This is a genomic window from Sulfurimonas sp., from assembly GCF_041563495.1.
Lineage (GTDB): Bacteria > Campylobacterota > Campylobacteria > Campylobacterales > Sulfurimonadaceae > Sulfurimonas.
The window spans coordinates 16,852-41,579 of record NZ_JBFFMZ010000006.1; the positions used below are offsets into that span (position 1 = coordinate 16,852).

General features: G+C 35.1%; 26 protein-coding genes. 7 read left to right on the forward strand and 19 right to left on the reverse strand.

Annotated features, from left to right (window positions below):
• Positions 1-17: 17 nt before the first annotated feature.
• The 13 genes from ABYK18_RS07600 to nadA are packed head-to-tail and all read right to left on the reverse strand — an operon-like array spanning position 18 to position 11,061.
• Positions 18-464, reverse strand: a complete 447-nt coding sequence (locus ABYK18_RS07600; RefSeq protein ID WP_373036063.1) for a ribosome maturation factor — start codon at positions 462-464, stop codon at positions 18-20.
• The gene (gene rbfA / locus ABYK18_RS07605) at positions 461-820 is read right to left on the reverse strand and encodes a 30S ribosome-binding factor RbfA (protein WP_373036064.1); all 360 of its coding nucleotides are present in this window, start codon (positions 818-820) and stop codon (positions 461-463) included. Before rbfA ends, ABYK18_RS07600 begins: the two co-directional genes overlap by 4 nt.
• On the reverse strand, positions 821-3,457 hold the full coding sequence (gene infB / locus ABYK18_RS07610; protein ID WP_373036065.1) for a translation initiation factor IF-2: 2,637 nt from the start codon (positions 3,455-3,457) through the stop codon (positions 821-823).
• The gene (locus tag ABYK18_RS07615) at positions 3,441-3,704 is read right to left on the reverse strand and encodes a DUF448 domain-containing protein (protein ID WP_373036066.1); all 264 of its coding nucleotides are present in this window, start codon (positions 3,702-3,704) and stop codon (positions 3,441-3,443) included. The genes infB and ABYK18_RS07615 overlap by 17 nt, the downstream gene beginning before the upstream one ends.
• Positions 3,705-3,735: 31 nt before the next feature.
• Complete coding sequence (thrB, locus tag ABYK18_RS07620; protein ID WP_373036067.1) at positions 3,736-4,617, reverse strand: homoserine kinase; 882 nt, start codon at positions 4,615-4,617, stop codon at positions 3,736-3,738.
• 8 nt (positions 4,618-4,625) lie between these two features.
• Positions 4,626-5,087 carry a hypothetical protein gene (locus ABYK18_RS07625; protein ID WP_373036068.1) on the reverse strand — a complete coding sequence of 154 codons (462 nt, stop codon included), beginning with the start codon at positions 5,085-5,087 and terminating at the stop codon, positions 4,626-4,628.
• Positions 5,080-5,964 (reverse strand): UDP-3-O-acyl-N-acetylglucosamine deacetylase, encoded by an 885-nt coding sequence (lpxC, locus tag ABYK18_RS07630; RefSeq protein WP_373036069.1) that lies wholly within the window; start codon positions 5,962-5,964, stop codon positions 5,080-5,082. Before lpxC ends, ABYK18_RS07625 begins: the two co-directional genes overlap by 8 nt.
• Before the next feature lie 12 nt (positions 5,965-5,976).
• Complete coding sequence (locus tag ABYK18_RS07635) at positions 5,977-7,344, reverse strand: M23 family metallopeptidase (RefSeq protein WP_373036070.1); 1,368 nt, start codon at positions 7,342-7,344, stop codon at positions 5,977-5,979.
• Position 7,345: 1 nt separating this feature from the next.
• Entirely contained in the window at positions 7,346-8,023 is a 678-nt protein-coding gene (locus ABYK18_RS07640; RefSeq protein WP_373036071.1) for a bifunctional oligoribonuclease/PAP phosphatase NrnA, read from the reverse strand.
• 28 nt (positions 8,024-8,051) lie between these two features.
• Entirely contained in the window at positions 8,052-9,101 is a 1,050-nt protein-coding gene (gene flhB, locus ABYK18_RS07645; protein ID WP_373036072.1) for a flagellar biosynthesis protein FlhB, read from the reverse strand.
• Between the two features lie 9 nt (positions 9,102-9,110).
• Entirely contained in the window at positions 9,111-9,239 is a 129-nt protein-coding gene (locus ABYK18_RS07650) for a hypothetical protein (protein WP_373036073.1), read from the reverse strand.
• Positions 9,240-9,250: 11 nt separating this feature from the next.
• On the reverse strand, positions 9,251-10,066 hold the full coding sequence (gene nadC / locus ABYK18_RS07655) for a carboxylating nicotinate-nucleotide diphosphorylase (RefSeq protein WP_373036074.1): 816 nt from the start codon (positions 10,064-10,066) through the stop codon (positions 9,251-9,253).
• Positions 10,063-11,061 (reverse strand): quinolinate synthase NadA, encoded by a 999-nt coding sequence (gene nadA / locus ABYK18_RS07660; RefSeq protein ID WP_373036075.1) that lies wholly within the window; start codon positions 11,059-11,061, stop codon positions 10,063-10,065. Before nadA ends, nadC begins: the two co-directional genes overlap by 4 nt.
• Before the next feature lie 99 nt (positions 11,062-11,160).
• Here nadA and plsY point away from each other — a divergent pair, with 99 nt between their 5' ends.
• The 6 genes from plsY (at position 11,161) to ABYK18_RS07690 (ending at position 16,153) form a co-directional block, all read left to right on the forward strand.
• Positions 11,161-11,775, forward strand: a complete 615-nt coding sequence (gene plsY, locus ABYK18_RS07665; RefSeq protein WP_373036076.1) for a glycerol-3-phosphate 1-O-acyltransferase PlsY — start codon at positions 11,161-11,163, stop codon at positions 11,773-11,775.
• The gene (locus ABYK18_RS07670; protein ID WP_373036077.1) at positions 11,775-12,104 is read left to right on the forward strand and encodes a dihydroneopterin aldolase; all 330 of its coding nucleotides are present in this window, start codon (positions 11,775-11,777) and stop codon (positions 12,102-12,104) included. The genes plsY and ABYK18_RS07670 overlap by 1 nt, the downstream gene beginning before the upstream one ends.
• A gap of 101 nt (positions 12,105-12,205) precedes the next feature.
• The gene (hsrA, locus tag ABYK18_RS07675) at positions 12,206-12,880 is read left to right on the forward strand and encodes a homeostatic response regulator transcription factor HsrA (RefSeq protein WP_373036078.1); all 675 of its coding nucleotides are present in this window, start codon (positions 12,206-12,208) and stop codon (positions 12,878-12,880) included.
• 148 nt (positions 12,881-13,028) lie between these two features.
• Entirely contained in the window at positions 13,029-14,327 is a 1,299-nt protein-coding gene (locus tag ABYK18_RS07680) for a sensor histidine kinase (protein ID WP_373036079.1), read from the forward strand.
• 102 nt (positions 14,328-14,429) lie between these two features.
• Positions 14,430-14,681, forward strand: a complete 252-nt coding sequence (locus ABYK18_RS07685; RefSeq protein WP_373036080.1) for a YfhL family 4Fe-4S dicluster ferredoxin — start codon at positions 14,430-14,432, stop codon at positions 14,679-14,681.
• An 11-nt stretch (positions 14,682-14,692) separates the two neighbouring features.
• Complete coding sequence (locus ABYK18_RS07690) at positions 14,693-16,153, forward strand: Ppx/GppA phosphatase family protein (protein ID WP_373036081.1); 1,461 nt, start codon at positions 14,693-14,695, stop codon at positions 16,151-16,153.
• Here ABYK18_RS07690 and bamA read toward each other — a convergent pair.
• A complete protein-coding gene (gene bamA, locus ABYK18_RS07695; RefSeq protein ID WP_373036082.1) occupies positions 16,150-18,375 on the reverse strand; it encodes an outer membrane protein assembly factor BamA in 2,226 nt (741 codons plus the stop codon). The two genes, ABYK18_RS07690 and bamA, sit on opposite strands and share 4 nt — an antisense overlap.
• Before the next feature lie 101 nt (positions 18,376-18,476).
• Between bamA and ABYK18_RS07700 the strand changes: the two genes are divergently transcribed.
• Positions 18,477-19,307, forward strand: coding sequence for a prephenate dehydrogenase (locus tag ABYK18_RS07700; RefSeq protein ID WP_373036083.1), 831 nt, complete (start codon positions 18,477-18,479; stop codon positions 19,305-19,307).
• Here the strand turns inward: ABYK18_RS07700 and ABYK18_RS07705 are convergent.
• The 5 genes from ABYK18_RS07705 to ABYK18_RS07725 are packed head-to-tail and all read right to left on the reverse strand — an operon-like array spanning position 19,299 to position 24,720.
• Entirely contained in the window at positions 19,299-20,717 is a 1,419-nt protein-coding gene (locus ABYK18_RS07705) for a BatD family protein (RefSeq protein ID WP_373036084.1), read from the reverse strand. The genes ABYK18_RS07700 and ABYK18_RS07705 overlap by 9 nt on opposite strands.
• On the reverse strand, positions 20,701-22,560 hold the full coding sequence (locus ABYK18_RS07710) for a VWA domain-containing protein (RefSeq protein ID WP_373036085.1): 1,860 nt from the start codon (positions 22,558-22,560) through the stop codon (positions 20,701-20,703). Before ABYK18_RS07710 ends, ABYK18_RS07705 begins: the two co-directional genes overlap by 17 nt.
• Positions 22,557-23,486: a VWA domain-containing protein gene (locus tag ABYK18_RS07715; protein ID WP_373036086.1), complete on the reverse strand. Its 930-nt coding sequence runs from the start codon at positions 23,484-23,486 to the stop codon at positions 22,557-22,559. The genes ABYK18_RS07710 and ABYK18_RS07715 overlap by 4 nt, the downstream gene beginning before the upstream one ends.
• Positions 23,479-23,889, reverse strand: a complete 411-nt coding sequence (locus ABYK18_RS07720) for a hypothetical protein (RefSeq protein WP_373036087.1) — start codon at positions 23,887-23,889, stop codon at positions 23,479-23,481. The genes ABYK18_RS07715 and ABYK18_RS07720 overlap by 8 nt, the downstream gene beginning before the upstream one ends.
• Positions 23,890-24,720 carry a DUF58 domain-containing protein gene (locus tag ABYK18_RS07725; RefSeq protein ID WP_373036088.1) on the reverse strand — a complete coding sequence of 277 codons (831 nt, stop codon included), beginning with the start codon at positions 24,718-24,720 and terminating at the stop codon, positions 23,890-23,892.
• Between the last annotated feature and the right edge of the window lie 8 nt (positions 24,721-24,728).

The following is a 24,728-nucleotide window of genomic DNA, read 5'->3' on the forward strand; positions in this document are numbered from 1 at the left end:
AAAAAAGCTAGCGTCTACTACCATTCAAAGTAAGTTTTAGCTTTTGAAATGTCATTAAACTCTAATTCTACTGTTTCATCTTCAGTTTCAACAAATATTTTAGAGCCTTCGACTTTAGCTAAAACACCTCTGATTTTTTCTTTATTTACATTAAGTGCTACTTTTTCACCGACGGATTTTTTAAAATGATTAATAGTTGTTAACTTTCTCTCAATACCGGGACTACCGACTTCAAGCCTATAATCGCCAGAAACTGGAGGAGTAACATCAAGCAGTGGAGAGATAAGATGTGTTAGCTCAACACAACTATCAAGTGAAACGCCAGCTCTCTTACCATCATTAATTTCTTTTGAAATCACACTTACACGATAAATAGTTTCATCATTTTCATTAAGAATTACAGTATCGTAAAGTTCTAAATCAACAGATGCTACTAATGAATTTATATCACTCTCTAAACTCATTCTTCATCCTTTTTTGCAATTTTTTTAAATAGTTCTTCGATATCTTGCGATTTTTTTATCTGCGTGTCAAATTCAAAAGTAAGTTTTGGACAACGATACCAGCCTTGGTCTTTAAGGCAGAATGTCTCAACTATAGGTCTGGCTTTTCTTAAAAGTTTTAGATAGTCTCGTTTTTCTTGTTCGCTAAATTCACTTGGATTTATGTAAACTTTGGCATCACTTTTACCACGAGAACATTTAACTTCCAAAATCTCTAAGTCATGAAGTCTTTTATCGTTTAATGAACCTAATGCTTGAGGAATCAACTCACTAAGAATCGATTCCGTTCGCTTTAGTTTTATTTGAGCTTCTGTCATTTATAAAGAAACTTTTTGCTCAACTTTTTTGAATGTTTCAATCGTATCGCCAACTATAACATCGTCATAACCGCTGATTACAACACCACATTCATAACCGTTTCCGACTTCTTCTACATCATCTTTGAAACGTTTAAGTGAAGTTAGTGCACCCTCGTAAATAACAACACCTTCACGAATAACACGAACCATACCGCCGCGAACAAGTTTACCATCAACAACAACACATCCGGCAACCATACCTTTAGGTATTTTAAATGTATCTCTGACTTCTGCCTGACCAGTGTTCTCTTCAGTATATTTTGGAGTCATCATACCCGTAAGCATTCCGGTAATATCATCAATTAGCTGATAGATAATTGAGTAAGTCTTAATCTCAACACCTTTTTGTTTTGCAGAAGCTTTTACTGCACCGGTAGGACGAACATTAAAGCCAAGTAATACACAGTTCTCAGAATTGTTAACTAACTCAACATCATTTTCTGTAATTCCACCGACACCAGAAGAGATAACATTTACTTTTACTTCTTCATTTCTAAGTTCATTAAGTGAAGATCTGATAGCTTCAAGTGAACCGTGAACATCAGTTTTAAGAACAACTTTAAGAGATTTCAGTTTACCCTCTGCAATCATAGAAGTCATATCTTCTAAAGTAGATTTAGTACTAACAGAAAGCTCTTTGTGTCTATCATATTCATGTCTTTTTTGAGCATACTCTTTAGCTTCTTTTTCACTATTCATAGCCATCATGATTTCACCAGATGATGGAACTTCATTTAATCCTACAACTACGGCAGTATGACTTGGAAGTAAAGATTTAATCTGTTTGTTGTGTTCATCTATAAGAGCTTTAACACGACCGTAAGCACTACCACAAACAACATAATCACCAACTTTCAGTGTACCGTTTTGAACGATTACGGTTGCAACAGGACCACGACCTTTTTCTAAAGAAGACTCAACAACAGCAGCTTTTGCCATCGCGTTTACATTTGCTTTAAGTTCAAGTACATCAGCAGTGATAAGAATATTTTCTAGTAAATCATCAATCCCCATACCGGTTTTTGCAGATAGAGGAATAAACTCTATATCTCCGCCCCAGTCAACAGGATTCATACCATGTTCAGCCATTTGACCTTTAACCATATCCGGTTGAGCAGTCTCTTTGTCCATTTTATTTAGTGCGACAATTACAGGAGCACCTGATTCTTGAGCTAATTTAATAACTTCTAAAGTTTGAGGTTTTACACCGTCATCAGCAGCTACAACAATAATAATAATATCTGTAACATCAGTACCGCGTTGACGCATTGATGAGAACGCAGCGTGACCAGGAGTGTCTAGGAAAGTAATAGCTTTACCGTGTTGTTCAATTGTATAGGCACCGATATGTTGAGTAATTCCGCCTGCTTCACCTTCAGTTACTTTTGCTTCTCTAATGGCATCTAGAAGTGAAGTTTTACCATGATCAACGTGTCCCATAATCGTAATAACAGGAGGTCTCTCAGTAGCATCCGGATCTTCTTCAATGTCTTCTACTGCCTGAGTAAATTCATCTTTAGGATCAATGATTGTTACCTCTACACCAAACTCTTCTGAAAGAATTTCTATCTCGTCATTTCCTAAGAAATCATTTTTAGTCATCATCATACCAAGGTCAAAGAGAACTTTAATGATATCTGACATCGGTCTTTTTAGTTTTTCTGCAAACTCATAAACACGAATATCCTCAGGAATTTCCACATGAGTTACTATTTCATCTTCTTGAGTAACTTTTGCATATTTTTTTCTCTTATCACGAGAAACTTTTCTACCGCGAGGTGCCTGTTTCTTATTGGCATTTCTACCTGCAGGTTTTGGTGCACGAGGTTTTCTAGGCTCTTCAACAGGAAGAGGCGCTCTCTCTGTAGAGTTTAAGTCAAGCAGCGTGACCTGGTCATCCATATCCATGGAGACTTCACTCATTGATCCACCAAAGATATCAATCTTAGTACCGGATTCTTTTTTTCTTGTAGGTGCTGCACTACTCTGTTTAGATTTTTTCTTTTGAGCTAATTCTTCTAAAACTTCAGCACTGATCTTTCCGTAAGAAGAAACTGCAGCCGCCTGTTTTTGAGGAGCACTGTATATCTCTTCTACTTTAGGCTTTTTCTTCTTAACGATCTTAAGTCCAGTTTTCTTAATTTGACGAACAGCAACAGGTTCAACAATCTTGATTGAACTCTCTTTTTCTTTTGACTCTTTTGTTTCTTCTATTTTTGCCTTAGGCTCTTCTTTTGAAGTTTCTTTAGTCTTCTCTTCTTTAAGAGTTTTATCACTAACTACTTCATTCTTAGAAGTTTCTTTTGATGTTTCAACATCTTTTTTCTCAACAACTTTTTCTTCTACCTTAGGAGTTTCTTCTTGTTTAGGAGTTTCACTTTTTGCTGTAATAGGTTCTTTTTTCTCCGGTTTAGCCGGTTCTGTAGCGGGCTCACCGTTCATAATAAAGTTTGCCAATCCCTCAGCTTGCTCCATTGTTACTACGCTCTGTGCCGATTTTACTTCAAGACCCATTTTTTTTGCTTTATCTAAAACATCTTTAGAAGCTATTCCTAGTTCTTTTGCAATTTCGTGTACTCTAACTTTTTCTATCATCAGCGATGATCTCCTTTAGTTTGTTCGTAAATTTATCTTTATCTCCACTTTTGCATTGACGCATAAGTGCTTTTAAACCTTTTTTTTCTTCAAAGATACAATTTTCGCATAAATAAAAACTTCTTCCACTACCTTTGAATACTTCTAATGAACCATCAATACATTGAAGTCTCAGTAGCTTGTTTTGTGCGTCTCTGTCTCTGCAAGAGATGCACATTCGAAGAGGTTGATTAAATTTTTTCGCCATTATATCTAAATCTTACTTTATTTAATAGAGGTTAGCGCTCTATCACAAGTCCATTGTTGTCAAAATCCAAAGTTTTCACATTGAAATCCGGAAATTTCTGCTTTAATTTGTTTGCTATCATAGCTGAATCTTCATCATATACCATTGAAAAAAAAGTTGAGCCACTGCCTGAAAGTGTGCTCATAAGGGCCCCACTTTCATATGCTATCTTTTGCACGGAAAAAAGTTCCGGTAAAACTTTCATTCTTGCTTTTTGATGAAATCTGTCTTGAGCTGCAAGTTTTAACATTTCCCAATCTTCATTAAAAAATGCTCCAACAGTCAAAGCGGTGTGAGATAAATTATATATTGCATTCTCTTTTGAGTAAGACTTTGGTAAAAGTGTTCTGGCTTTTGAGGTATTTATAGGCTTGTTTGGTATAGTTACCACTGCCTTTAAATATGTCGGAAGGTGCTTTCTTTGTGAAAAAACTTTATTTTTCTCAACTGTTGCAGCATTAAAACCACCCATAACTGCAGGAGTAATATTATCCGGATGCGACTCATAAAAAAGCGCATGATTTAGGATCCTTCTTTTTGAAACTTTTATTCCTGCTGCTTCATGTGCACTTGCAATTGCACTAACGATTACTGCTGATGAACTTCCAAGTCCTCTTGACATTGGAATCTGATTGTAAAAAGTAAATTTGAAATTTTGTTTTTTTTGAGTTAATCTATTGTAGTGATCATTAAAAATACTGACAAAAAGATTATTTCCCTTAAGTCTAGGGTTGTTCTCACCTTCACCTTTAATACTGACACTAAAAAATTTTGATGGATGAAATTCTACTTTATTTCTCAAATCTACTGCTAAACCTAAAGAATCAAACCCTGGTCCTAAGTTGGCACTTGTTGCCGGTACGCTTATTGTCAATTATTTTCCTATCCAACAGCCCCTATACCATAAAGAGGAGTGACTGCTGTGTTAAACTCATTATAATCAAGCACATCTTGGAGTTTAAACTCCATACTTGGCGCTATTTCTAATTTTTGAGTTTTTATTTCTGATGAAATTCTAACAAAATATAGCTTTCCAATCGCTTTTATAGGTTGATTTTTATTAAAATAAAATGCATCTGTGGCAAAAAGCGGTATATTTTTAAGTACACTGAATGATTTTAACAAGATATACGCGATTTTTATAGCCATAAAGCTACCGGGTCCGTTTGCATAAAAAAGATTCTTTACTTCATATGTTTTAAAAATTTCATCATATATCTTTGGCAGTACTTCTGAACTTTTTTCTTCACTTTTTATTGTTTTTATGAGTTTTTTGTTCTCATATATGCCTACTAATATCGGAGAAGAAAGAGCGACTAAAACAACATCAACAGCTTTAGGCATACGCTTTTTCTAACTCTGCAGTTTTTTCACCCACAAGTTCTATGACTTCATAATTCTCAGGATTTTTTAAAAGTTCTACAGTTAACTTATGATTTAAATCATGGCTTCCTGCCATGGCTTCATAGTTACCTATAAAATTCATGCCGATGAGAGACATATCTCCAATGGCATCCAAGATTTTATGTCTTACAAATTCATCAGGAAATCTTAAACCTTCAGGGTTTAATATCTTTTTATCATCTAAAACAATAGCATTTTCCAAGGTACCGCCAAGTGCCAAACCTTTTGAACGCAAATATTGGACTTCGTGTAAAAAACCGAAAGTTCTGGCTCTTGCTATCTCATTTTTGTAGCTCTCTTTAGTAAACTCTAGTACATACTCTTGTTTATTAATCACAGGGTGAGGAAATTTAATTGTAAAATCATATTTAAGATCAGGAGATGGTGATAGTTTTACATACTTTTCACCCTCTTGAACAATAACATCTTTTTTTATACGCATAACTTTTTTAGGCTTATCCAACTCTTGTATCCCGGCCTCATCTAAAAGCATACAAAAACTGGCACTACTTCCATCCATGACCGGAACTTCGTCTGCATCTACTATAACTTTTAGATTGTCGATTCCATAAGCATAAACTGCTGAGAGCATATGTTCTATGGTAGAGATAACTATTCCGTCTTTTCCTATCACAGTTGCCATTTTTGTATCTACGACATTCTCAGGAATCAAAGCAATTGCAACATCGACATCACTTCTATAAAAAACTATACCGCTATTTGACTCTAATGGCTCTAATTTTAGACGGACGGGAGTTCCCTTATGCAGTCCAATTCCAACTAACTCAACAGTTTTTTTTATAGTAGTTTGATACATTAATCTATTTCCTTAACTTCTATCTATAATTTCTTTAGCGCTTTTAATAACGTCACCGATATTTAACTTCATCCACTCTTTGTCCATCCACTCTGCCGGGCGAACTTCAACACCTTGTATCAAAACACCAAAATGAAGATGGTCACCCATAGCGTAGCCGCTTTTACCTGTATTTGCTATATTTTGATTTTTATTTGTAAAATCACCGTTATTAACCTCTACACTCGAACAATGTCCATAGAGAGTATAAAGACCAAGTCCGTGATGAATAATGGGCATATTCCCATAAATACCATTGTAATCGGCATATACTACATCACCGCTATTTTGCGGTCTTATCTGAGCTTGTGCATTACTAGCCATATCAATACCTAAATGGTATGATTCACTTACAGGTTTGCCTTCATAAGAGTATTTTCTATGATCTCCGAATGAAGCCACCACTTGTGCATTTTTGAGCGGATACATCTTATTGATTTTAAAATCACTGATTATTTTATCTGAAACTTTAGAAGTTATCTCATGAATAAGTTTTTCATTTTTGGCTCTTACATTTTCATTTATTATTTTAAATTGTTCTATAGGCTCTTCAACACCTTGTGTTTCTAAAAACTCTTCTGCTAACTGAGTTATTTTGCCTTTTAAAAAACTATCACTTAACTTGATGTTAGAAACTCTATATCTTTTTTGTTTTATATATAAAGGAACATACATTTTTGAACTATTGTCAGCATAATCATTAGCAACTATGGTAGCTTTGAAGTCTTGACTCGTAACCGGCCATGCTAACAAAGAGATATAATAGCCATCTTTATAAAATGGCTGAGCTTTAAATTTTTTGTCAAAATTTGTTTGAATGTAAAAGTCTTTTAAATTATCGTCACTTACTTTAAATATGACAAGAGCCGCACCGCCTTGTTTTATCTTATATGAGTGACTGATTATAGACAATTCCGGTCTTTTTTTGTCAATCTTAAGTTCAAATTCTTTGATTGCTGTATTACCGTTTAAAAAATTCCACTTGCTTGAGTCCGTAGCTTGAACAATAATCTTTATTTTTTTATCTTTCATAGCATAAGCGCTTCTTGGTGGCTCAACTTCTATGTTTAAAGAACCTTTTGGTGTAATGAATTGCTCATAATGCAGGGTGTTTTCATCATCTTTGCTTTTTAATATCACACTATATGATTTTACACCGCTAGCATCATCAATATTTATTTTAAGTGGTTCTTTCAGGTTCCAATAGCCATTATTACTCATACCTATATTTGGAACATCTCTTTCAAACATTGCAGAACTATACACATATACAGCACCGGCTATCACTAAAGCAAATATTAACTTAACACCTAACGAAGATTTACCGTTTCTTCTTCTCAAACTATATTTCCTTAACTTTTAATTTTAACACTTCATACTCATTATCCAAGTTCAGCAAAACTGACAACTCTACATAAGGAAGCATTAATGCCTCTTCTAAAACCTCATCACACTCTTGAAGTATTGCACCAGTTCTTTTTAAATCATCATCACAGATATAAAAAACAGCTGCTTTTGCAGAGTTTTGAAGAATCATTTTCTCTAGCATTATTGCTTTTAATCTAAGCGCACACAAAGTCGCTCTTTTCATTATGAAATCAGTGCAAATTTTGTAATCTGCACCACACTCTATTAATTCTTTTGCAGCAGCAAAAATTGTACCAGAGACACTGCTATTTAAAAAGCCGCTAGTCTCAACCAACAGCCCTGAATACAATGCTGTTGCCATTTTGTGATTTATTTTTATATTACTGTTGTTGAATAAATCATAAAGTTCAAGACTACTGATATTAAGTTCTATAATAAAATCTGCAGATGTAATTCTACCTGACTTTATTTTTTCAAACCAAGGTAAAAAAGAGAACTTATTATCTATATTTTTACTTTCACAGACCAAAGATACTTTTTTATGCATCCTGAGTAAATGTGTATATAATGCACTGGCACACGAAAGATTTTTCGCATCTGCAACTATCATAACATATTTTGCGTTATCAATTCCATCTAAAATATTATTCATATTTCTCTCACATTTTGGTGATTATACACTATTTCTTATTCATTTTATAAACGTATGCCAACACTTCCGCAACAGCCGCAAAAAGTTCTTCCGGAATCTGTCTATCTATCTCAACTTCTGCATATAGACTTCTTGCCAGTGGCGGATTTTGAACAATATGCACATTATTTTCTCTGGCTATCTTTTTAATCTGTTGAGCAATATTATCCATCCCTTTTGCAACTACTATCGGTGCACGCTTTGTCTCTTCATATTTAAGAGCAACCGCATAGTGGGTAGGATTGGTAATTACCACATCTGCATTTGGAACTTCCGCCATCATCCTTTTTCTGGATGCTTCCATTTGTATTTGACGAATTTTACCTTTTACTAACGGATCTCCTTCCATGCTTTTCATCTCATCTTTAATCTCTTGCTTACTCATCTTTAGACCGTCAAAGTACTGTTTTCTGACTATTATAACATCGATGATTGCAAACACAAAAATTATCAACAGCATTACAAAAGCAATAATTAACATCTTATCTTTGAGCCAATTTAACTGATCGGCAAGCCCAAACAGAGCTACAGTCGGGAGTTCAAGTATAAAGTAGAAGAAAAACACAAAGCCTATGCCCAAAGTCGTAAACGATTTAAAAGTAACTTTTACCGCCTCAATTAGTTTTTTAATGGAAAACAAGTTTGCCATGCCCTTTATCGGGTCCAACTTACTAAATTTAGGTTGTATAGCATCTGCTGTAAAGAGAAATCCAAATTGTGAAAATGCAGCAAGTACCCCTGCAACAGCTACAGAAACAGCCAACGGAAGAACCACTAAAAGAACTTCTTTTATAGTCACGATAGCAATATCAAGCATAAAAAGTTTATCTAACGGCGTACCTATAAGTGAAAAGTAGTACTTGAATAACTGGGCTACATGTTGGGCCATATATGGAAATAGCATCAAAAAGGCAAGAATTGCCACAAAAAGGGTGACAACTCCGGAAGCATCTTGAGATTTTGGAACATTGCCTTCTTTTCTGGCGTCTTCTATCTTCTTGGAGGTGGGTTCTTCTGTCTTTTCAGCATCATCAGCCATTTAAATCTCCTAGAAGGACACAAAAAAATCTGTTAAAGATTTTTCTTTAGTATCAAAGCGGTTAGCGTAGAAAAAGGTACGTGTTCCTTTTTCGTTCAAATTGTAGTAATCTTCAGTCATTTGGGCATCATCAGCCATGTATTATAACTTTAGTCCATTTTCATAGATATGTCTATCCAATTTGCCTGATGGATTAATGATCCACTGCTTATAGCGTCTACACCACTTTTGGCATATGATTCGATTGTTTCAAGTGAAATATTTCCACTTGCTTCTAAGAGGATATGTGTAAAGTTTTCATCTCTATAAACAACAATATCTCTAATTTGCTCAGGAGTCATATTATCGCACATGACAATATCAGCACCGCTAGCCATTGCTTCTTTTGCTATTTCAAAACCTTCAGCTTCCACTTCTATCTTAGCAGTAAATGGGATTTGTTTTCTGGCTTTAGCTATGTAGCTTTTTAAATCTTTTATCGTCTTTAGATGTGTATCTTTTATCATCAGTGAGTCATCAAGCCCTATGCGGTGATTTACTGCACCACCTGTTCTTGTAGCATATTTCTCAAATACTCTAAGCTGTGGCCTAGTCTTTCTTGTATCTAAAAGCTTTACACCATATGGCTCGATAATATCTACATATTTTCTTGTAAGAGTAGCAATAGAGCTTGCATGCAAAAGCATATTAAGTAGAGTTCTCTCGATGCGCAAGAGTGTATGTGAGTCTCCACTGATCGTAGCTATAACATCACCTTTTACAAAAACTTCAGAATCATTTTTTAACCAAACGAGCTCAAAGTTTTCTAACTCTGCCAAAACATCTATGTATTTTACTCCCGCAACGACACCTTCACTTTTTGCAATAATTTTTGCACTAGCGTCTACACTTGGTTCGACTAAAGCATATAAATCTCCGCGACCTACATCTTCAGCTAGTGTGTCTATTACAAATTTTTTTATCATAATGCCAACATTCTCTCTAAAGCTATTTTTGCCCACTTTTGAGTTTTTTCATCAACAAGTATCTCATTGAGAGGTTCACCGTCATCAATAGACTTAAGAGTAAGATAAAGGTCTTCAAGTGTAGTCTCATTCATAGTAGGACACTCAGGTTTTGTAGAAGAGAGTACATAAGTGTTTTTATCTCTTAGACGATTAACCATGTTAAACTCTGTACCCACTGCAACTTTTTGATCCTCTGGTAATTCTGTAATATACTTAATAAGCTGAGAAGTCGAGCCTACAAAGTCCGCTGCATTACAAATTGCCGGGTCACATTCAGGGTGTACGGCTATTAATATGCCTGGATATTTTTTACGGTAAAACTCGATATCTTCTACGGTAAAGAGCTGGTGAACCGAGCAAAAGCCGTTGTAGCAGATAATATCTGCATCATTTGGGTCTTTCCCGTCTCCGATTACACAAGAGTTTAGTCCCATTTGGTTTGCTATATTTTGACCCAGGCATCTATCAGGAACAAAAAGGATCTTCTTTCCTTCACCTAAAGCCGTCGTAATAATCTTCTTAGCGTTTGAACTCGTACAGACCATACCGCCCATTTCACCGACTTTAGCTTTTACATCAGCATTCGAGTTAATATATGTGATAGGCAAGATATTCTCTTTTGGTATTCCGTTGTCTTCTAAAAACTTTACAGATTCGTCATAATACATCGAGTCAATCATTCTAGCCATGGCACAACAAGCTGCCTTTGGCATAACAACTCTTTTATTAGGCGAAAGAACCTTTACGCTCTGCCCCATAAATCCGACACCGCTAAAGACTACAAACTCTGCATCATCATCTCTTGTTCTGATAGCGAGTTCCAAAGAGTCGCCCGTGATATCTGCCATTTCAAAGACTTCATCTCTTTGATAGAAGTGTGCCACAAGAGTTACGCTTAACTTCTCTTTTAATTCAATAATTTTTTGTTTTAATTCTTCATTTGTAAACTTCAACAAATAACCCTTAATTTATAATTTTGTAATTATATCGAATTTTATATACTTATAACTATATGTAAAGTAAAATGTCATTATTAATATATAAGGTGTTCAATGGAATTTTTATTCAATACAAACGTACAGTTTTTTATAGCAGCTTATCTAGTCGGAGGCATCCCATTTGGTCTGCTTCTTGCAAAGAAGTTCGCCGGTGTAGATGTTAAAGCGAGCGGAAGCGGAAGTATCGGTGCGACAAATGTACTTAGAGTTGTAAAAGAGAGCAATCCTGATTTAGCAAAAAAACTTGGAGCTGCGACTTTAGCTCTGGATGCCCTTAAAGGTATTTTAGTTTTAATTGTTGCTTATTTCATAGGAGTAAGTGAATCTACAATGTGGGGAATTTCCGTTCTTGCAGTTATTGGGCACTGCTTTAGTCCTTATTTAGGTCTTGAAGGAGGTAAAGGCATAGCAACAGGCATGGGTGTTATGATGTTTATGCTTCCTATTGAAACTATCATAGCTCTAGTTGTGTGGGCTGTTGGTGCTAAAACTATTCGTATATCTTCTGTCTCATCACTTACAGGTGTAGCCGCACTTTTAATATCCAGCTTCTATATTCACCCTGATATGGCTCACGCTCCTGTTGTATTTATTGTCTTTATACTTTATTATAAACATATTCCAAATATTATTCGCCTTATTAAAGGCCAAGAAAAAAGAGTAGTGTAGTGACCATTCATGTCGAAGATCTAAAATTTCAATGCATTATTGGAATTTTAGATTTTGAAAGAGTTACTCCGCAAGATGTAATAATCAATATTGATATAGACTATTTATACAAAGACATCTTTATAAACTATGCCGAAATTGTTCAAAGAGTAAAAAAAATTATGATTAAAAGTGAATTTTTACTCATAGAAGAAGCTTTAGATAGCTTGAATTTAAAGTTAATTAAAGAATTTTCTTCCATAAAAAGCATGAAAATAAAGATAACAAAACCATCGATTTTACCCGACTGCAAGGTAAGTGTGAGCAATCATTACAAATCTCAATCTTAATTATAAGTTAAAAAATTATTAAAAAAAATTGAAAAAAACTTTAAACTTAGCTAAAATTATGATATCATTCCGCCAAAATATTCACTTATAGGACAAAATTAATGCGTATTCTTATTATAGAAGATGAAGTAACATTAAACAAAATGCTTGCTGAGGGACTAAAAGAATTTGGTTACCAAAGTGATGTAGTAGAGACTCTTAAAGATGGAGAATACTATTTAGATATCCGTAATTACGATTTAGTCTTAATGGACTGGATGCTTCCGGATGGAAACTCAATAGATATTATCGGTGATATAAAAACAAATACTCCAAAAACTGTTGTAGTTGTTTTATCTGCAAGAGATGATAACGAAAGCGAAATAGAAGCGCTTAGAAGCGGTGCTGATGACTACATCAGAAAACCTTTTGACTTTGATGTTCTTATAGCTCGTATTGAAGCTCGTCTTCGTTTTGGCGGAAGCAACATTATTGAGATTGAAGATTTAACAATCAATCCTGAAGAAGAAAAAATCACTTATAAAGAGCAGGAAATAGAACTTAAAGGTAAACCTTTCGAAGTTCTTACTCATCTAGCTCGTCACCGCGATCAAATTGTTTCTAAAGAACAACTGCTTGACGCAATCTGGGAAGAGCCTGAGCTAGTTACTCCAAACGTAATTGAAGTCGCTATAAATCAAATTAGACAAAAAATGGATAAACCGTTAAATATAACAACTATCGAGACTGTTCGTCGTCGTGGTTACCGTTTTTGTTTCCCAAAAGAAATAAATTAACAATATTTATTTAAGGTAAGAAGGAAGAGCTTCCTTCTTACCTATCTCTACTTAAAACTACAAATTTATTAACAAAAACTTCAAAAACACTTTTTTTTATTTTAATATACTAGGATATAATTGTATATAATTTATATCAAGGTCATAAATGCTTACAAAACGAAGTATTAGAAGAAGTTTCTTAATCCAACTGATAGTTGCATCTGCATCTCTAATTTTTATATTTTCATCTTTTTTATATCTATATATAGAAAACTCAATATATGACGAGAAACACCAAGAGTTAATTCAATATGCAAAAAAAATTGCAAACAATCAAGCACTAGTACAGATAGATCCGGATGCTCCCGATACAGTTCTTGGTATAGAAGTCGAGATAATACAAATCAATAAATTAAATCAAGATATAGATTTATATGAAAGTACAAAAAAAAGACGCACATACTTGACTCTTATATATCCGTTTAACTTTGATGAGCTCAGTTATTTAAAAATAACTAAAGAAATTACACACACTAAAAAACTTTTGGATAAGATTCTTCGTTATATATTTATCATTAATATTGTTGGCTTTATACTTGTAATCGTATATGCGATTGCTCTATCAAAAATGTTAATAACACCAATACAAACTATTAGTTCAAGACTATCAAACATGAATGAACATCTCATGAGACCTATAAAAGTAGAAAAACTTCCACAAGAGTTTGAACCGCTCGGAAGCACAATTAATCACTTAATTGCAAGAATACAAAACTTCGTTAAGTATCAAAAAGAGCTTTTTATAGGTACTGCACACGAGTTAAAGACACCTCTTGCCGTTATAAAATTAAAAAATCAAGTCACCCTGATCAAAAAAAGAACTCCCGAGGAATACATAGAGGCTCTTAAAACAACAAATAAAACTATAGATGAGATGAATATCATAGTCTCTAATATTCTCAATATTGGTCGTCAAGAAGGCGCTCAACTTGAAAAACCTGTAGAAGTAGATGTTATTGCTTTTCTTCGTGAAAAGGCAAATGATTTTAGGCTTTTAGCAGAGAATGAAGGTAAAAATCTTAATATTAGTTTTGAACCAAATGGATTTATGGCAACAATGCAAATTTCATTATTAAACCAGATTGTTCAAAACTTTTTACAAAACGCACTCAAATTTACCGAAAAAGAGAAAACTGTGACACTTCGTAGCTCTCAAAGCGAATATGGACTGCTTATAGAGATAATAGATGAAGGTTGCGGTATCGATGAGAGTGTAGATCTTTTTGCACCGTTTAAAAGGCAAGGAAACAAATCTGGTGTAGGATTGGGATTGTTCTTGGCTAAAAGCGCTGCAGATGCACTTGGTGCCAAGATAAAAATAACGAATAGAACGGACGGTATAGAAGGAACAATTTCATCACTTGAAATAAACTCTAAATTGTCTTGTATACTACCAAAAAAATAATCGTTTAAAAAAAACTGAAGCTATAATTTGATATAAATCGAGCATGTAAAATATAGATAAGAGATTCTATAAAAAAACAACTATAAAATATAAGGTTTACTAATGGCTCTATTAATTAATGATGAATGTATTGCGTGTGATGCATGTCGTGAAGAGTGTCCGACAACTGCTATCGAAGAAGGTGATCCTATTTACTATATAGATCCAGACAGATGCATCGAGTGTGTAAGTGTTTATGATGAACCGGCATGTATTTCAGTTTGTCCTGTTGACTGTATTGTTTTAGACAAAGATAACGTGGAATCTATTGCCGAACTTCAATTCAAATATAAAAATCTCCAAGAAGAAGAGTAAAGTACAATTACATGGCAAAACGTGTAGCAGTTATAGACATAGGCTCTAACTCAGTAAGGTTAGTAGTATATGAAAAAACTTCTCGTTTTGCATTTCACCTACTCAATGAGTCAAAAAGCAGAGTAAGACTCTCAGAGAATGCTTACAAGAACAATGGCAATCTTCAAGAAATTCCTATGCAAAGAACCATTGATGCACTAAAAGATTTCCTAAGCATAATAGATTCTTATAAAGCAAGAAAAACTCTGTGTGTCGCAACTTCAGCACTTAGAGATGCTCCAAATAAAAAAGAGTTCCTGCTTAGAGTAAAAAAAGAATTAAAATTAAATATTAAAATAATAGATGGCGAACGGGAAGCTTACTTTGGTGCCATTGCTTGTGCAAACCTACTTCCTCCTCAAAAAGAGGCTCTAAGCATTGATATCGGCGGTGGTTCAACCGAGTTTTCTATCATTAATTCCAAAGATATTACAAATACTGTCTCACTTGATCTTGGAACAGTAAGACTTAAAGAACTCTTCTTTGATAAAAATAAGAAAAATGAAGCCGTACACTACATAGATACAAAACTAGAAGCTCTTGATGACCTAAATGCCACTTCTCTGATTGGTATAGGTGGAACATTTAGAGCAATATCAAGTGCTATATTAAAAAACAAAAAACATCCACTTAATAAACTTCATGCTTTTTCCTACACTGCTTACGAATTGGAAGAATTTATCTCATACATTCTAGAAGCAAATGAGCAAGAATTAAAAAATTTTGGTATCAAAAGTGAACGATTTGATATTATCAAACCGGGAGCATTGATTTTACAAAGAGTCCTTAAAAAACTATCTATTAAAAAAGTTATTACTAGCGGTGTCGGGGTTAGAGAAGGTCTCTTTCTCGCAGATCTTTTAAGGGGCTCTGCAGATAAATTTCCAGTTCACTATAATACTTCGGTAAGATATATATTAGACAAACACGTTGGTGATATATCTTTTTCCAATCAACTGAATTTTCTTGCAAAAAAAATCTTTGATTTAACACATAAGCACTTAAATATTGATGCATGTTACCGTCAAGAATTATCTATAGCCGCAAAACTATATCCAAGTGGTAACGGTATACATTTCTATTCTAAAAACAAACATAGCTACTATCTGCTTCAAAGTGCACTGGAATATGGATTTACACATCACCAGATAACACTTATCGCAACTTTGTGCAAATATGCCAAAAATAAGCTGCCATCTTCTACGCATGTACAAAAATATTATCAACTACTTCCTGAGACTAGAGTTATTAATACACTTAGCTACATGCTATCTCTTTGTGTCTCTCTTCTTTCGCATAGACCTAGAAATATAGACTTTGAATTAACTTTTGATGAGGGTGTATTACAAATAGATTCTAAAGAAAGTATGCGTCTTAGCAAAGAAGCTGTAGCTAAATTGGTAAGAATAGAGGATTTTAAAATTAAATTTTAAAATCTCTGTCCCATTGTAAATTCAAAAGATGATGTTTTATCTCCATCTTGCGAGTTAAGCGGTCTTGAGAACATTAACTGTATGGGACCAACAGGGGAAAACCACTCTAATCCGGCACCATAACCACCCCGAGAAAACTCAGTTAAAGAATCATCACCGATAAATCCCCAATCCAAATATGTAACAAGTCTCATCTTGGCTTTAGGGACAAGCGGTAAACTTAACTCTACGTTATTTGAAAAAGTCTGTCTTGCACCAATACGTCTGATAGTTCCGTCACTCAAGGTTTCAGTCGGAGAAATAGAGTATGACTCATAACCTCTGACACTTCCCATTCCACCCATGTAAAACTTATCTGCTACAGGAAGGTATCCCGTATCCGCTGCATAGTAGAACCTTGCTTTATATCTGAAGATAGCATCAAAATCTATGTAATCTTCCAGCCCTATATACTTGCCGAAAGTCGTTCTACTTTTAAAGAAGTCGGCATCTCCGCCTACTCCTGATTTTTCAAAACTCTGACCCATCACATATCCTTCTCTTGGAAGGTAAAAATCATCGGTATTGTCAAAATTCATACTTATTACAATAGAACTTTTTGCATAACTCTCAAAATAATAGGTTGTTGTAGTATTTGTATCTACATTACTATAGCTATTATCGGAAAAGCTATAACCCAAATATCCGCTAATATGTCTTGAGAACCTATGACCTGCCCCAACACTTATACCATCTGAGTCTACACTGTAATCATTATATTCATAAAATGATTTAAAGATAGAGAAGTTACCGCTAAAATCACTGTCGTTTAATCTGGGATTAGAAATATTATAGGAGTAGTTTTGTGTCTTTTCAGATTTTTCAGCCTTAATACCCATATTTATCCCAGAACCCCAGATATTTCTATCATTAACGGCTACTGTAACTAAAAGTCCGCCATAACTTCCATATCCACCGCCAAGCTGAACATTACCTGTAGGAGCTTCTTTAACTTTAACAATGAGATCCATGTTTGAATTATCTATTCTTTTCTCTTCAATAGTGTTACCGTCAAAAAATCCAAGTCTTCCAAGAGAGTTACGAGAATCTTTAAGGTCTGTGAGAGAGTACATATCTCCAGGTCCAAGATAGAGTTCTCTACGGATAATTCTATCAAGTGTTCTATTGTTTCCGGAAATCAAAACATTTCTAATCTTGACTTTATCACCGGGTGTAATTTTAAAAACAACTTCAACAGTATGGTCTTTTTTATTTTTTCTAAGATCTGGAACAACTTGTACAAAGGCATAACTCAAATCTGCAATAATTGTTTTAATTTTTTGTGCATCATCACGGAATGTTTTGATATTAAAAGCTTCGCCTTTTTCTAAACTGATGACCTCTCTTATCTTTGCATCATCAACAACATGCTCAACCTGATTGATGGAGATACCGCTTATGTAGTATACTTCGCCCTCTTCAATCTGATAACTCATATCTGCCGTATAGTGGTCAAAGTTTACTCTAACAAAAGGCTCATCCACCTTAGCATCCAAGTATCCGTACTGCATATATAAATCACGAATCCTTAGCGGGTCGTACGCTAAATCCGAGAGTTTCATCTCTCCATCATTTCGCCCCCAGAACCAACCCATGAATTCATGTTCTTTATTTGCGATGACATCATCGAAAAGATCACTTTCTAAACCTACTAAACCGCTGTACTGAAGTTTTTCGATAATTATCTCTGCACCCTCATTTGCAATGAAAGTCACTTTTATACTTCCATTGTCAAGATGCTCTTCTTCTATCTCTACAACACTGTCGATCTTTCCGTCTTGGGCTATTGCTTCTTTGATTCTTTTTTTAGCTGCTTCTAGTTTTTTCTTATCGTAAAGAGAACCTTTTTTTATCTGAACAACGCTGTCTAAAACTTCTTTGTCGTTTTCTTTCCAACCTTTTAACTCAATGTTTGAGATAATTGCCTTCTCTTTAAAATGATAAGTCAAGTTTCCATCATCAAACTCAGCCCAGACATCGTTAAAGTAACCTTGTTTAAAATATTTTTTAATTGATTCGTCGAGTATTTTGTCATCTATTGTGTCACCGACTTCGAACTCCAACATTCTCAATGCCACCGGCTTGGAGATGTGCACCATTCCATCATAATTAATAGACTTTATAGTCATAGCAGACAGGTTAATTGTTATCAGGGCTAGCAAGATTGCTAAAAATATTCTCATCAAAAGTCCATAGTTGTAAAATAAGAAGAGATTTTACCCGTTATGAGGTTAATGTTAAGTAAATTGTGACATAATTTTACAACTAAATACAAAAGAATAATATGAACATAGCAATTGTTGGACTTGGACTTATGGGCGGCTCACTTGCACTAAGTCTGAAAAAACTGAATTTTATTGATAATATTGTAGGAAGCGACCATAACCAGAAGCACCAAAAAGAAGCACTTGAACTTGGTTTAGTCTCTCAAATAGTAGAGTTTGAAGAAGTCAAAAAATATGATGTAATTTTTCTGGCTATACCAGTAGACGGTGTTATCTCAGCACTTAAAAACCTTGAAGAAGTAGGCGAGAATACAACTATCATTGACTTGGGAAGTACCAAATCAAAAATAGTCTCCTCCGTACCGCATTCAATACGAAAAAACTTCATCGCGGCACATCCGATGACCGGAACGGAAAATTTCGGTCCTTCTGCAGCGGTAGAAGGTCTCTATGAAGATCAGGTTGTAGTTTTATGTGACTTGGAACACAGCGGAAAAACGCAACAGCAAGTCAGCAGAAAAATATTTAAAGCTCTTAAGATGAGAAAGTACTTCATGGGTGCAAATGAGCATGACCGCCATGCCGCCTTTATCTCACATATGCCTCATGCCATATCTTTTTCTATTGCCAACACCGTTATGAAACAAGAGAACAAACATAATATTCTGGCTCTTGCTGCCGGTGGTTTTCGTTCTATGAGCCGACTTGCCAAAAGCTCACCTAATATGTGGGAAGACATCTTTAGACAAAACAAATCAAACCTGCTTGAAGCGATAGAGATCTTTGAAAGCGAACTTGCAATGCTCAAAAAAAGTATAGAAAATGATGAATGGAGTGAAGTAAATAAAACCATGAACGATGGCAATAAACTTCACGATATACTAGATTAGATTATACTTTTTAATTATCTCTTTTAAGAGTTTTTTATCTATCTCCACTTTGCCATCTGAGTAGAGATTCTTCTCTAAGATATCTATGATATTTTGTACCTCTGCGTCATATTTATACGGAAGCAGTTTTATCAAAAGAGTCTTCGGCTCTTTTATCGATATGCTTTTTTCTTTTTTTGCAAACTTCCACGGTTTAAAAAGCATAAGCAAGATTCCAGATATCAAACCTAAAACAAATATCGCTGCAATCCAAGAATTTGATAATCTACTCTCACTGACAATGACAGGCTCTTGAACTTTTTTTTCTTCTCTTTTTATAGTAATTTCTTCTTTTGGTTTTGCATTTTTAACTTTAACGTTTATCTCATTTGTAGAGACAGTCTTTATCTCTTTAGTCTTTGGATCAAAATACCTTAAAGTAAACGGAGCTATCACAAAATCATTTTCTGCGACAAAAGCAATCTTTTGAGTAAGTTTATTTCCATTTATAGCTATTTTTTCATCAAATACACTTACTCCGTTTATGTAAGGTTTAAAACTTTTTATATCTTCTAGATTACCATCTCCTAGCACTTCTATGGTAACGTTTAGCGCTTCATTTGAGTTTATTTCCGTCTTGTCGGCAGTTGCTAGAATACTAAAGTTTCCGACTAAGTCAACACCTCCTGGCAGAGCTTTGACATCTAGGCTTAACTCGTTAGAGAAATAAGTCTTCCACTTGATTTTTGGTATCCATGAACCCCAGCTGTCACGAATATGTGCTCTTGAAGCTATTCGCATCTGAGCCTTGGTGATATCTAGTTTTCCTACCCTTTGAGCCGCCATTGTATATATGATTTTAGTGACTGAGTATTCACCGTCTTGAGTCGTAGTCGGTTTTGACTCGCCTTTTATCCAAAAGCCTTTTAACTCAGGCGGTATAAATTTACTGTCTACTGCTTCAGTATTTCTTTTTTGCTTAAAAAGAAGAGTTACCTCAAACGGTTCACCGACAAAGACTTCTTTGCTTGGAGTCTCAAGTGTTAAGACAAAGTCGGCATCTTTATTTGCAACTACTTTTTTTACTTCTATTTTTACTGAGTTACTTTTCTCTGTTTTTCCGTCGATTTCAATTTCAATAGGTTCAACCGTACAACTTTTTTGAGGTATGAACTTATAACTAAGCACATTGCTTCTGGAAATATTTCCGTTTATCATCTCAATAGAAGTCTGCGAGCTTGTTGAGATTACGTCAGTTCCACAAAGAGAGTGGATATTTGGTCTCTCTATGTCTACTCCCGATACATGCAGGGAGTACGTAACCATCTCTCCTGCTTCAACAGTTGAAGCATCTACTGTAGCTCTTACGCCGGCAAATACCGTATACTGCGCTAGAAACAAAAATAAAACTATTTTACCAAGGTTTTTCATTGCCCGTTTCCTTCATAGGTTTATGCTCACCCAGTTTATATAGGTAAGTATTTTTTTCCAGATTTAACTGATTTAGCCATTTTCTCTCTTCAGCCTCGCTCATTTTCTCTTTTGAGATGCCCTCAGCCTTGCTTTTGGAGTTTGAACTTTTGTTATCATCATTTTTATCAAGCTTTTCTAACTGCTCTTTTTTTTCTTTCTCTTTGTCTTTATTTTTATTCTCATCTTTAGCATCTGAGGGATCTTCTTTTTCACTTTTCATATCATCAGATTTTTGCTCTTTGTCTTTAGACTTTTTACTCTTTGAGCTGTCTTTGTCATCTTTGTTGTTATCTTTTTTGTCCGAGTCTTTGTCGCTATCTTTAGAGTCTTGTGAATCTTGTGACTTATTTTTATCGTCTTTGTTTTTATCTTTTTTATCGTTTTTTTTGTCGCTATCTTTAGATTGCTGCTTTTGTTTTTTTAGAAGTTTTTTAACCATTTCCAAATTCTCTCTGGTCTCTTTGTCTTCTTCTATCTCCAAAGACTTTTCATATGACTCTACGGCTTGTTGAAGATTTTGCCCTTTTGCATGCGCATTTCCCATATTTGAAAAGTTCTTCGCTTTTTGGCTTGCATTATCAAAAGTCGCTTTTTCGTAAGCGTTTACAGCCTCTTCATATTTTTTTTGTTTGTAAAGAGAGTTTCCTGCATTAAAATAACTCTCTCCTTTTTTAGACTGCTCGCCATAGTTTTCATAAAGTTTTGCGGATTTTTCATAATCTCCTGATTCATAAGCTTTTTTAGCTTCTTTTAAATCCATAAAATCCAACAGACCCGCCCTTGCATCTGTAGCTGCAAAAGCAAGTGCACTGAAAATAAGAAGAGATGGAAGTTGAACTCTTACTCTCTTACTCATAGAACTTGTGGCAATGAGAAGTAAAAGAAGTGCCATCGCTACAGGATAGTAAAAAAGAGGTATATATTTGTGAACTTCCTCACTCTTTAACTCTTTAGCTTTAGAGATGCTTTTTATCTCTTTTAGCATCGCACCTATATCCGAAGTTGAAGTCGTGTTTTGGATGTAGACACCGCCTGTTTTTGTTGCCAGATCTGCAATATTTTCATTTAGCTGTGATACAAGTATCTCCCCGTGCTGTTTGATGAAATTTCCGTCTTTGAGTTTTATCGGAGCACCTTTTTTTGTACCTACCCCCAAAATAAAAACAACTATCTTATTCTTTTTAGCAAGTGCTATCTCATCTGAGAAGTCTTTAGCATCTCCGCCGTCACTTAGTATGAGAAGATACTTTTCTCCTTCATTTTTAGATGATTTTGAAAAGACATCCAAGATAGATGAGAAGTCTGTTCCCTTTTGGGTTATAGAGGTAGTGTCTAACTGACTCAGAAGAAAACTGACCGCACCCGTATCAAAACTAAGAGGAGAGACAAGATAAGAGTTCTTTGCAAACGCCATAATCCCTATGCGCTCATTTGGAGCATTTTGCAAAAGCGTAAGTGCTTTTTGTTTTGCCGACTCCAGACGATTTGGGTAAACATCCTCCGCAAGCATAGAGTCTGAGATATCAAGAGCTATCATGATGTCTGCACTTTTTGCTTTTACCACAACAACCCCGTCATCTATTACAGGTTGTGCAAGTGCCACGATTATAAAAAAGCCTACTAAAAAGAACAGAGCATTTCTGGCACGAAGGGTCAAACTGTTTGCGCTCACTCTGAGCTTATCCATCACCTCTTTTGAAAAGAAGTGGGCTTGCGACTCTTTTTGGGTAAGCAAAAGTGCAAAAAGTATGAAAAGAGGCGGTAACATGTAGTATAGAAATTCAGGATGTAAAAAACTCACGCGTGCCCCCTTTTATTTCTCAAAAATACATAAAGCATCAAAGAAAGAAGAGATATAAAAAGCGGATATATATAGTAGTATTTCAAGTGTGAAAAAGTCTCTGCTTTTATCTCTGATTTCTCCAGCTCGTCTATTTTCTTATATACCTCTTGCAACTCTGCAGCACTTGCAGCTCCAAAAGCTACACCGCCGGTTGCATCCGCTATCTTTACCAAAACCTGCTGGTTATACTCATTTGGCATGCCGATGCCTATAGGATAGACTTTTATACCCTCTTTTTTTGCCATTTCGAGTGCCACGTCAAAAGGGATTCTGTCAATTTCAGGTGTGCTGTAACCGTCTGTGAGTAAAATAGCCACTTTTGATTTAGACTTGCTCATCTTTAAAAGATTCACACCCTGAGCCAAAGAGGTATAAAGTGCCGTGTATTTTCCTGCCATTCCTATGTAGAGTTGTGAAAGTATTTTATTTAAGATATTTTCATCATAAGTAAGAGGAGATGCAATAAACGAGTATGCTCCAAACACGACTAAACCTATGTTATCGTTTGTTCTTTCTTTGATAAAATTACCTACGATATCTTTGACAACGTCAAATCTTGTCAATGCAGGATTATTAACATCAAAGCCCTGTGCTTTCATAGACTGCGATGAGTCCAAGATAAGTGCTATCTCATAGCCCTCTTTTGGTTTTAACTCATACGGCTCATCCTTAACAGGTGACATAAGTGCAAGAATCAACATGATAATGCCCAGCCATTTTAAAAAAAACAACAGCTTAGACGCTGAGACCGAGTTTTTCATAAACTGACCCGTATGAGGAAAGTACAGCGATGGGAGTTTCATTTTGCACAGACTCGCACAGGCTATGAAAAAAAAGATTACAAACAGAAGTCTTGGGAACTCAAAAAAAAGTCCATCAAACATCAATCATGCCTTTATAAACTTCTATGTAACCCATCACTTCAGAGTCAAACTCATCGACTTCTTTTTTGTACTTATATGATTCAAGTCTATGCACCAAGTTATCATACATCTCTGAGTGTCTCTCCGAGTCGTCCTTAAAAGTAAGCCCGAGTGAGGTTATTGTATATGCGGCATTTTTTGTATCACTGAGGTTCAACTCATTTATGATTTTAAAATGCTCCGCTCTTACGTTAAAGGCTTTTTTTGCCTTTAACCATTTATATATGAAGTAAATAAGTCCGGATGCCAACAAGAGAACAACAAGAGTGATTCCGATAAAGTAATAAAGAGAATACTCTTGTATATCCACTATGGGCTTAATATCATGCAGTGGAATGTCAAAGTTTTGTTTAGTATCTACCATCTATCTACCCTCAAACAATCTGCGGAGTTCTACGCTGGCTACACTGTGTGTGTATATCTTTGTAAACCTGATCTGATGTTTTCTGAATGTGTTATAGAGTTCATGATCATGTGCCGTGACTTTTTTAGCATAGGCATCTACGCTTGAAGAGTTAAAATCACCCTCTAAAATAGCTCCGCTCTCTGGATCGACCAAAGATGCAAAACCCATTTCAGGCGGTTTTTCTTCAAGCATATCTCTTACTATGATTGCTACGACTTCATGTTTTTTTGCAAGCAGTTTAAAGTCCGGTATTTCAAAAAAATCCCCTATGACCAAGATAAGCGATTTTCTTCTTAATCGTTTAAATAGTGTGTCTGCTATGACTTTAAAATCAACCTTCTGATTGATTGCATTGAAATCTAAAATCTCTAAGACATTTTTTTGGATTTGGTGGAGTTTTTTACTCGGTTTTGAAGTTGATATCATCTTGTCCGTAAATATGTATGAGCTTAACAAATCACCGTTTTTGAGTGTTGAAAAACCAAGAAGTGCCGATATCTCGGCTATTGTCTCTTGTTTAAATTTCTTCGAGCCAAAATGAACACTTCCGTTGAGCACGGTTGCTATCACAACATTAAGCTCTCTCTCTTCACGAAAGATTTTGATATAAGGTTTTTGCATCTTAGCCGTGATATTCCAGTCAATATGACGGATATCGTCACCTGCCATATACTCACGCAGCTCAATAAAGTCATAACCTTCACCTTGAAAGATAGAAGGATTGTTACCGACCATTTCGCTAAAGACCTGACGCCTTGCCCGAACCAGGATTTTTTGAAGTTTGCTCAAACTAACAA